The organism is Sutterella seckii (genome assembly GCF_009183815.1).
Lineage (GTDB): Bacteria > Pseudomonadota > Gammaproteobacteria > Burkholderiales > Burkholderiaceae_F > Sutterella > Sutterella seckii.
Map to the genome: position 1 here is coordinate 1 of NZ_WEHX01000100.1, position 8323 is coordinate 8323.

General features: G+C 51.0%; 6 protein-coding genes and 1 CRISPR repeat array. All 6 genes read left to right on the forward strand.

Features of this window, described 5'->3' with window-relative positions; genetic code table 11:
• Window positions 1-257: 257 nt before the first annotated feature.
• The 6 genes from cas3 to cas5e all read left to right on the forward strand — a co-directional run bounded on the left by cas3 (window position 258) and on the right by cas5e (window position 7262).
• Window positions 258-2789 carry a CRISPR-associated helicase Cas3' gene (gene cas3, locus GBM95_RS10225; RefSeq protein WP_152159003.1) on the forward strand — a complete coding sequence of 844 codons (2532 nt, stop codon included), beginning with the start codon at window positions 258-260 and terminating at the stop codon, window positions 2787-2789.
• Between the two features lie 73 nt (window positions 2790-2862).
• Window positions 2863-4320 carry a type I-E CRISPR-associated protein Cse1/CasA gene (gene casA / locus GBM95_RS10230; RefSeq protein ID WP_152159004.1) on the forward strand — a complete coding sequence of 486 codons (1458 nt, stop codon included), beginning with the start codon at window positions 2863-2865 and terminating at the stop codon, window positions 4318-4320.
• Window positions 4321-4328: 8 nt separating this feature from the next.
• Window positions 4329-4859 carry a type I-E CRISPR-associated protein Cse2/CasB gene (gene casB, locus GBM95_RS10235; RefSeq protein WP_152159005.1) on the forward strand — a complete coding sequence of 177 codons (531 nt, stop codon included), beginning with the start codon at window positions 4329-4331 and terminating at the stop codon, window positions 4857-4859.
• 2 nt (window positions 4860-4861) lie between these two features.
• Window positions 4862-5482 carry a type I-E CRISPR-associated protein Cas6/Cse3/CasE gene (cas6e, locus tag GBM95_RS10240; RefSeq protein WP_152159006.1) on the forward strand — a complete coding sequence of 207 codons (621 nt, stop codon included), beginning with the start codon at window positions 4862-4864 and terminating at the stop codon, window positions 5480-5482.
• A gap of 12 nt (window positions 5483-5494) precedes the next feature.
• The gene (cas7e, locus tag GBM95_RS10245; protein WP_152159007.1) at window positions 5495-6541 is read left to right on the forward strand and encodes a type I-E CRISPR-associated protein Cas7/Cse4/CasC; all 1047 of its coding nucleotides are present in this window, start codon (window positions 5495-5497) and stop codon (window positions 6539-6541) included.
• A gap of 1 nt (window position 6542) precedes the next feature.
• Window positions 6543-7262, forward strand: a complete 720-nt coding sequence (gene cas5e / locus GBM95_RS10250; protein WP_193222663.1) for a type I-E CRISPR-associated protein Cas5/CasD — start codon at window positions 6543-6545, stop codon at window positions 7260-7262.
• A 70-nt stretch (window positions 7263-7332) separates the two neighbouring features.
• Window positions 7333-8213: direct repeats of the CRISPR family, unit length 28 nt; unit sequence GTCTTCCCCGCCTCGGCGGGGGTGTTTC.
• Window positions 8214-8323 lie beyond the last annotated feature (110 nt).

Here is an 8323-nt window from a genome sequence, read left to right on the forward strand (position 1 = left end):
CGCCCTGGTAGCAATTTTCCCTTTGGCTTAGCGGCTTTGGCGGTAGTTTTTCAAATTTCAGATTCGCGTAGCCCCAAAATCAACCCGAGAACCTAGGATAATAATTTTGATAAATCAATGCTCTGAGGTTATTTGACCGGAGGGGGTGGATAGCTGCAGGTGGGTAGCTTCACGCTTGTGTGTGAGATAGCAGGTTGACTTCAAAAATTAATAATCTAGACTATTAAATAATGACCAACAAATAAAGGACGATTAGGATGTCTCGACTTACAGATGAAGATGCTCGTGAATTTCCGGCGAAAACTGTCGAAGAAGGTGGCGTTTCCCATCTGGGCATCAGCGTTCGTCAGCATGGGTTGATTACCGCGTATGTTATGAGGGACTTGCTGGAACTAATAGCTTGTCCCATTAAGGAAGAGTTGGTTCCAAAAGCGGTTGCAGTGCTTAGTCTGCTTCATGATATTGGCAAACTCAATCCTCTTTTCCTGCAAAAACTGCTCGGCGCTGTCCGTTTTGATGAAAGCATCAGCCGATGGGCGGCGCTGGCGAAAGTCGCCGCGGGGCTTGCGGAGGTTTATCACGCACAGGTGAGCGCTATCGTCCTTAAGGCTTTATCTGCCCCCACAGACTGTGCCAAAGTCGTGGCTGCTCATCATGGAGTCGCGGAAGGGGCGATTAACTCCAAGCTTATAGTGTCGCCCGCTCTGGGTGGTAAAGACTGGGAAGAGGCCAGGGCGAACCTTGCCCGAAGCATGATGGCTGAAGTCGGTATTGAAGAGTGGCCTCAGCGCTCGCGCGCTTCTCGTGATGTGAGGGATGAGCAGCTGCCTTTATGGACGGGGCTGGTGATTTTGTCCGACTGGATCTCGTCCCGTCAGGAAAAAAGCGTTCCCGTCGGTGAAGAGGCTGAAGTAGCTTCGAGACTTCTGGCTGAAGCCGGGTTTTCACATCCCCATCTGAGGACGGATCTGTCCTTTGAGGATTTGTTTGGTTTTCATCCGCGGCCGGTTCAGGAGGCTTTTGTCGGCCTCTATCAAGGCCCCGGGGTTTATGTGCTCGAAGCGCCGACCGGCTGCGGGAAGACTGAAGCTGCGCTTGGGCTTGCCTATGAAGCGCTTCGTCACGGCGATGCAGGCGGTATTTATTTTGCGCTTCCAACCATGCTAACCAGCGACAGACTGCACGACCGCGTGCAGCGGACTGTAGAAAAAATCGCAGGTGATAGGGTGCAGCTCATTCATAGCGGCGCCAAGTCGATCCGCCTGCGGCTGGGCAAGGAAGGCGATGTCGGCGGATCCTGGTTCACGACTTCACGCAGGGCAATGCTTGCGCCTTTCGGCGTTGGCACTGTTGATCAGGCGCTACTGGCGTTCCTAAAGCTTCGGTTTGCGGATCTCCGGCGTGCGGGTCTGCTCGGAAAGGTCGTGATTCTGGATGAGATTCACTCGTACGATGCATATACCAGCGTCCTCATACGAAGGCTCATCAAGACGATAGAGAGAATAGGGGGTACGTGCATTATTCTTAGTGCAACTTTGACCTCCAGGGCAAGGCAGGATCTCCTTGGGCTTGATGAAGACAAGGTTTCACCAAATACCTCACCGATCCAGCTAACAGTAAAAAAGGGAGATGCGATCACTACTCGATCGCTCGAGAGCTCCGAGTCGCGGCAGATTGATGTTCGGCTGCTTGACGCCGGGACGCTTGATCAGGCTCTCGAAGAGGCGCTTCGAAAAGCCCGTGACGGCATGCAGGTTCTGTGGATAGAAAATACCGTGCACACGGCTCAGGAAATTGCCCGGCGGCTTCAGGAAGCGGATGGAACACTTCCTGTAGGACTTCTCCATTCGCAGTTCCGGATGACGGATCGCGAAGCGATTGAAGACCATTGGATACCGCGATTCAGTCCCGAAGGCAATGAACTTCGTTCAACCTCCGGGTGCATCTTGGTGGGAACCCAGGTTCTTGAGCAGAGTCTTGATCTCGATGCGGACTTTCTGATCACGCGGCTAGCCCCTATGGATCTGCTTATTCAGCGTGCAGGTCGACTCTGGCGTCATGTGGGAACAGTCAGACCCGAATCCTGCAGGTCTGCTGAGATGCTTGTACTTGCTTTTGCTGACGGGAGGGCTAAAAGTCAATTGACTGGTGCGGAAGCTCTTTTCGGCGCGAGTGCACGAGTTTATCAGCCTTATCTTCTTTATCGCACAAAGGAGATTCTTGCAGCTCGTCTTCTAAAGGGATGCTGTCTGGAGTTCCCTGCGTGCGTCAGAAGCCTGATCGAAGAGACGTATGACTTGTCTGCACCGATGCCTGAGGAAGCTCTGGATGATGTTATTTTGAAAATGCGTGAAGAGCTGCTTCAGCATATTAAAGAGCTTTCATCGCACGCAACAGGCGTCATGTCTATGACGGGAGTACGTCTCGATGATGAAGATGATGATCCCTGTACGCGTTACATCGACGTGGCGCAAAGAAAAGTACTGATCCTTGAGGAAGGAGAGGTGACCTCTGGACCTGATGATGCTGCAGGCTTAGCCATCTGGGCAGATGCCAGGTGCGTGCGTACTCCGGCGTATCTACTGAAAGATGAGTCCATTTCTTTGAGCGGCCTCTATAGCGAAGCGCCCGTTCTGAAAGCGCTTCGAAAGATGAGGCGTTTTGCGGGTATGCCTATTCTGATTTTGCGCAATGATGGCAGTTTGGTCAATCTTACTGGAGAAATATGTATAAAAATCAAATACTCAAAGGATTATGGTGTTGTACCCATCGTATCAAATTCTCTTTGACATTTTTTGACGCAAGATGAGATAAAGTACTGCGCAAACCAATGCAACCGAAGCGTTAGAGACAGGATTATTTATGGCAGACAGTTTTTCTTTAGTCACGGCCCCCTGGATCAAGGTGGAAAGTTCCCCACGCTTGAGCCTCCAGGATTTTTTCAGTGCTGGGGAGCCGCCGGTGCTTGGCGGCACACCCGCAGAGCGTTTCCTGGCCTTTAGGCTGCTTCTTGCTATTACCCAGGCTGCCGCAGCTCCACAGGACAGCTCAGACCTTGAAGAGCTGACGGCTGATGAGTTGAAGGCTAAAGTCCTCGAGTATCTTGCCGATCATGTCACTTGCTTTGATCTTTATGATCCGGAGCATCCTTTTCTTCAGTATCCGCAGGTAGTGTCCGAAGACAAGTTCATTCCGACGGGGGATCTTTGTTTCGGTGTATGTACAGGCAATGCCACTCTGCTTTTTGATGGTAACAAGACGAAACCGTTGGAAGCGGCAGATGAGGTTTATCTGCTCCTTCAGGTTTTAATCCTGGGGCTTTCGGGAAAAAAGCCGGATGCCAAGATTGTTCTGGCACCGGGATTATCTAAAAAAGCTTCATCTCCGGCATCTCCGTCTCTTGGACGCGGCTGGCTTCACAGCATGCCGATCGGTGAGAACATTTTTGAGACTTTGCGGCTGAATCTTATTTCGGAAGAGGAACTGGGAGAAGATCTCTTTGGCTATCTTTCGAACGGACTGGGAGTTGCCCCCTGGGAAAAAAAGCCCGAGAGTGAGATTGGGCCCGAGGCGGAGGCATATGCGGCGAGCCTTTTCGGAAGACTTATTCCTTTATCCCGCTTCTGCCACATCGTTAATGGCCAGATGCATATGACTTCCGGAATTGCCTATCCGACGATCGAGCATGGCGCCTCGGATCCGAGTGTATCGGTTCGTCTGGTTGATAAGGGCAAGAAGTTTTCCGCTGTGTATGCGGATACCAGCCGGCGTCCCTGGCGACAGGTTAATGCTCTTTTTGGCTTTGCAGATTCACAGGAAGGATGCCGGATCCTGAAGCTGCGCGCGGCAGATGACGGTTTCTGCGGGGTCTGGTGCTTTGGAATAAAGATAAGCGAGCAGGCAGGCGAGCAGTATTTTTCTGGAGCGGACGGTTACGTCGAAGAGTTTTATCGTCTTGATGAAAACCTGGAAGAAAGCGGCTTCAATAATCGATATCTGCATTCTTTAAAAGAAGTCGACCAGATTTCCAAGACTTTGTATGGCTGTGTTTCTAAATATTATGATGAAATGAAGGCTGCAGATATTGGAAAAAAGATGGCCATTTCTGCCCAACAGTCTTTTTGGTCTGCCTGTGATCCATATGGGAGTGCTTTTGTCAAGGCATGCTCGGATGGAACCGTGAGTCAGTTTGTTTCGAGTTTCGCGAAATTTGCAGAAGAGGCATATGAAAATGTTTGCCCTAAAGCGAGGGGCAGACAACTAATGGCATATATAAAGTGTCGCCCGGTTTTGTGGAAATGGATGAATTTTGAAAAGTGAGAATAGACATGGAAAACATTAAAAAGAAAAGCAGCGCGGATAATTTTGTTGATTTTGTCTTCCGGAAGAAATTGGAAGACAAAGGCTTTCGCGCAGATTTTCGTCATGCCCAGAGTCCTGCTCAGGCTTCCCGTGCGTGGCCCTATATTGTGCCTTTTGCAGATATTCAGCGCGAAATCGTTCGATCGGCATATGTGCTGATTGGGGCGTCAATCTGCTTGGAGGATGCCGAAGTCAATGGTTCGTGCGGCATAGGCAGGGCTTTAAGGAAAGTCTGGAGTGATCAGGAGAGGAATTTGGATGATCTCGCGTCGCCGGCAGTAGTGAGGCTCAGGAAGCTGGTGGCGTCAACTGATGCGCTCGGCCTTTGTCTCCAGCTCAGGCCTCTTTTGAGTCTGATTCGTAGCAAAGGAATTCATGACCTCGACTATGCACGGCTTTTAAAAGATATTTTGTATTTTGATCGTGATCCGGATGCTGTTAAGTCTAGATGGATCTCTGAGTTTTACGCTAAACCATCAGAAAAAACAGAGGGCTGATTATGTCGTCTTTTGTTGCTGGAAGAGTCGTTTTAAAACCGGAAGCCGTGTATCGCCTAAAAGTGACGGATCAATATGCGATCCATCGGCTCATGCTGCAGCTTGTGGAGTCTGGAGAAGATGAGCTGGTCGCTCCGGAAATCCGTACTCGAAATCCTCTGGGGCTGCAGTGGGTCGACAGGGGCGAAAGGCTGGAGGGAAGAGTGATTGATTTTTTGACCACGCGCCCGATCAGACTGCCTTCCTTACCGTCAGATATAACGCTCTTATGCCGAGAGCTGCCCAAGCATTTTCTTGAGCATCAGTTTTATCAGTTCCAAATTGTTGTAAATCCGATTTATATGCGGATGAAGCATAGAGTCGCTATTACGGATGAGGAAGAGATTTTAACCTGGTTTGCCTCAAAACTCCGTCATGGTGGAGCTGCATGCGCTCAACTGCAAGTGGATCAAAGAGGACGTGATGTTTTCTGGAAGGACTCTCATCGTGTGGTTTATGCGCGCGCACGAATCAGTGGGGTTCTTAATGTTTTAAATAGGCCCGCTTTTATAGATACCTTTTCTAAAGGCATCGGTAAGGGGCGAGCATTTGGTTTTGGTTTTCTTCAACTCAAAATTATTTAATTTAGGAGACGCATGATGAAAAAGCTTCCTATTATTGAATTTCACATTCTTCAGTCTTTTCCTGTTTCTTGCTTGAATCGCGATGATTTGGGTTCGCCTAAGTCCGCCATTATTGGTGGCGTTGAGCGTGCACGCGTCAGCTCTCAGTGCTGGAAGCGCGCGGTCCGCATGGCACTTCACGAATCAGGGGTTCGACTTGGCATCCGCACGAAAAAAGTAAAAGAAGAGATGGTTAAAGCCATTTCTTTGCTGAGTGAGAATCCGGACGCTGCCGAAAAATGCGCTGAAGCTATTGCAAAATGTCTTTCTGATGATTCGCTGCTTTTCCTGAGTGATCTTGAATATCAGACTTTGGCTGACTATGCACAGAGCAAAAAATTTGAAGCAGGAGATGTAAAGGATAAGGAAGTCTACAAGCTTCTTAAAAAAGCAAAGATTTCTGCCTATGATGGCCTGGATATCGCACTTTTTGGACGCATGGTTGCTAAAGCTACAACGATGAATGTTGAAGCCTCGGTTGCTTTTAGTCATGCTATTTCAACGCACTCCAGTTCGACAGAAGTAGACTTTTTCACTGCACTTGACGATCTTACTGATCATGAAACTGCAACTGGTGCCGGACATATGGGAACGCTGGAATTCAATTCCGCAACCTATTATCGGTATGTGTCTTTGAATCTCAAGCAGCTGGCCGATACTTTAGGAATTGACGATCCCAAGGATTTGCGCGAGCCTGTCGCTGCTTTCATTAAGGCGCTTTATCTGGCAGTTCCTTCTGCCAGACAGGCGACAATGTCGGCCACTAACAGCTGGGATTACGCGAAAGTTTATTTGCGCACTGGCCAGCGTCAGCAGTGTACTTTTGAGCGTCCTGTCCGTGCGCCTCGGGAAGGAGGCTACCTCGCGCCGAGCATTGAGGCTTTGAAGTCAGAGCTTGACAAAAAAGAAATGCAGGCGGGATCGCTTTTCGGCAAAATTGCAGCTTTTGAGTTCGGCGGGGACGAGAAAATGACCATCGATGAGCTCATCGAAAAAGTTCAGAGCCACCTTGGTGAATGATATGGATACTGCAGTCCTTTACCTCCGTCTGGAAGGACCTCTGCAGAGCTGGGGGGACCGGTCTGCTTTCTGGTCCCGCCAGACGTCCTTTTTCCCGACAAAGTCGGGCGTCCTGGGTCTGCTCTTCTGTGCGATGGGGCTTGGCGGCGCTCGTCAAAGTGAACTTGCGGAGTTCGCGCCTTTGCCTATGGCTGCTTACCGTATCGGACCTAAAGGCAAGAACCGCCCTCCCGTCCTGATGGATTTCCATATGGTGGGTGCGCACTATGACGAGTCGGATCCATGGCAGCTCGAGTGCATCCCGAAGACATCTGAAGGGAAAAAGGCCGTCGGTGGAGGCACTCGCCTTACACGACGAGAATATCTACAGGATGGGCGATTCGCAGTTTTGCTGACCATACCTTCTAGTTGGAAAGAAAAAGTCCGGGAAGGACTTGAATCGCCGGTCTGGGATATCTATCTCGGCAGAAAATCTTGTGCACCGGCAGTCCCAGTTTTTGGAGGACTTTTTGCAGATGAGTCATCTGCAAAACAGGCCTTGGAGCGGGAACTTGCGCAGCGAGCTGATGATGGTGAAAGCGCCCCATGGGCAGTGCTTGAGGTACAGCAGGAGACCTCTGAGTCGGATCCTTTGGGCGAAAGCGTTCCTGATGTGCCAATCTGCTTTGGGCCAACTAAGCAATACACCACGCGCAGAGTGAAAGTAGTGTCCCTCATTTAGGGTTTACCCTAATATCTTGTTCTTTAACAATTTATAGTATTATTTTAACAAACAGCTACCATATGTTGCTGTCTTCCCCGCCTCGGCGGGGGTGTTTCTAAGGCCGACCGGCTTTTGAGTTGGGTGGATTCGTCTTCCCCGCCTCGGCGGGGGTGTTTCTAAGGCCGACCGGCTTTTGAGTTGGGTGGATTCGTCTTCCCCGCCTCGGCGGGGGTGTTTCCGGACGCTTTGATCGAAAGTGAACCGTCATAAAGTCTTCCCCGCCTCGGCGGGGGTGTTTCTCGATCGCACTGGCGAGGCCCTTCGCCCACTCTGTCTTCCCCGCCTCGGCGGGGGTGTTTCTTCAGCATTTTTTTCTCCTTTCTGTCACTTGAGGTCTTCCCCGCCTCGGCGGGGGTGTTTCGAATTGAATCTGGTTCCTTGACGAAACACCTAAGTCTTCCCCGCCTCGGCGGGGGGGGTTCTGTAGCCACTGATGTTCGGGCATAAAAAGAGCAGTCTTCCCCGCCTCGGCGGGGGTGTTTCTCTCAAAGAGCTCGGCGGTACGAAGGTACGTCGGTCTTCCCCGCCTCGGCGGGGGTGTTTCTCATAACGGCGTGTACTTCGACGCGTCCTTCGGTCTTCCCCGCCTCGGCGGGGGTGTTTCCCGCTCAAGTCAAAGACACGGGCCCGGCGATGCGTCTTCCCCGCCTCGGCGGGGGTGTTTCTGAAAATTAGCGAAAGAAATAAGGATTGGTTTGGTCTTCCCCGCCTCGGCGGGGGTGTTTCCAGGGCGAAGAACGTCGAGGCGCGCATGTAGACGTCTTCCCCGCCTCGGCGGGGGTGTTTCTTTCATGCATTACTTTAGCTTTTACTTGAACAAGTCTTCCCCGCCTCGGCGGGGGTGTTTCCAGCTTCTTCAACGAGTTTTGAATGCGGAGAAAGTCTTCCCCGCCTCGGCGGGGGTGTTTCTCAGCATCAATCGGAAAATCTCGGCTTGGTTGGGGTATAACTCCCCAACCAGGGGTCAAGCCAGCCTCATCAAGGGCTTGAGAGCGGCTTCAGGAGAATCGTAGAGTCCT

What these genes read in the sequence shown, in the direction of transcription:
- cas3 (WP_152159003.1), top strand. Translation starts at nt 258, where the DNA reads ATGTCTCGACTTACAGATGAAGATGCTCGTGAATTTCCGGCGAAAACT.
- casA (WP_152159004.1), top strand. Translation starts at nt 2,863, where the DNA reads ATGGCAGACAGTTTTTCTTTAGTCACGGCCCCCTGGATCAAGGTGGAA.
- casB (WP_152159005.1), top strand. Translation starts at nt 4,329, where the DNA reads ATGGAAAACATTAAAAAGAAAAGCAGCGCGGATAATTTTGTTGATTTT.
- cas6e (WP_152159006.1), top strand. Translation starts at nt 4,862, where the DNA reads ATGTCGTCTTTTGTTGCTGGAAGAGTCGTTTTAAAACCGGAAGCCGTG.
- cas7e (WP_152159007.1), top strand. Translation starts at nt 5,495, where the DNA reads ATGATGAAAAAGCTTCCTATTATTGAATTTCACATTCTTCAGTCTTTT.
- cas5e (WP_193222663.1), top strand. Translation starts at nt 6,543, where the DNA reads ATGGATACTGCAGTCCTTTACCTCCGTCTGGAAGGACCTCTGCAGAGC.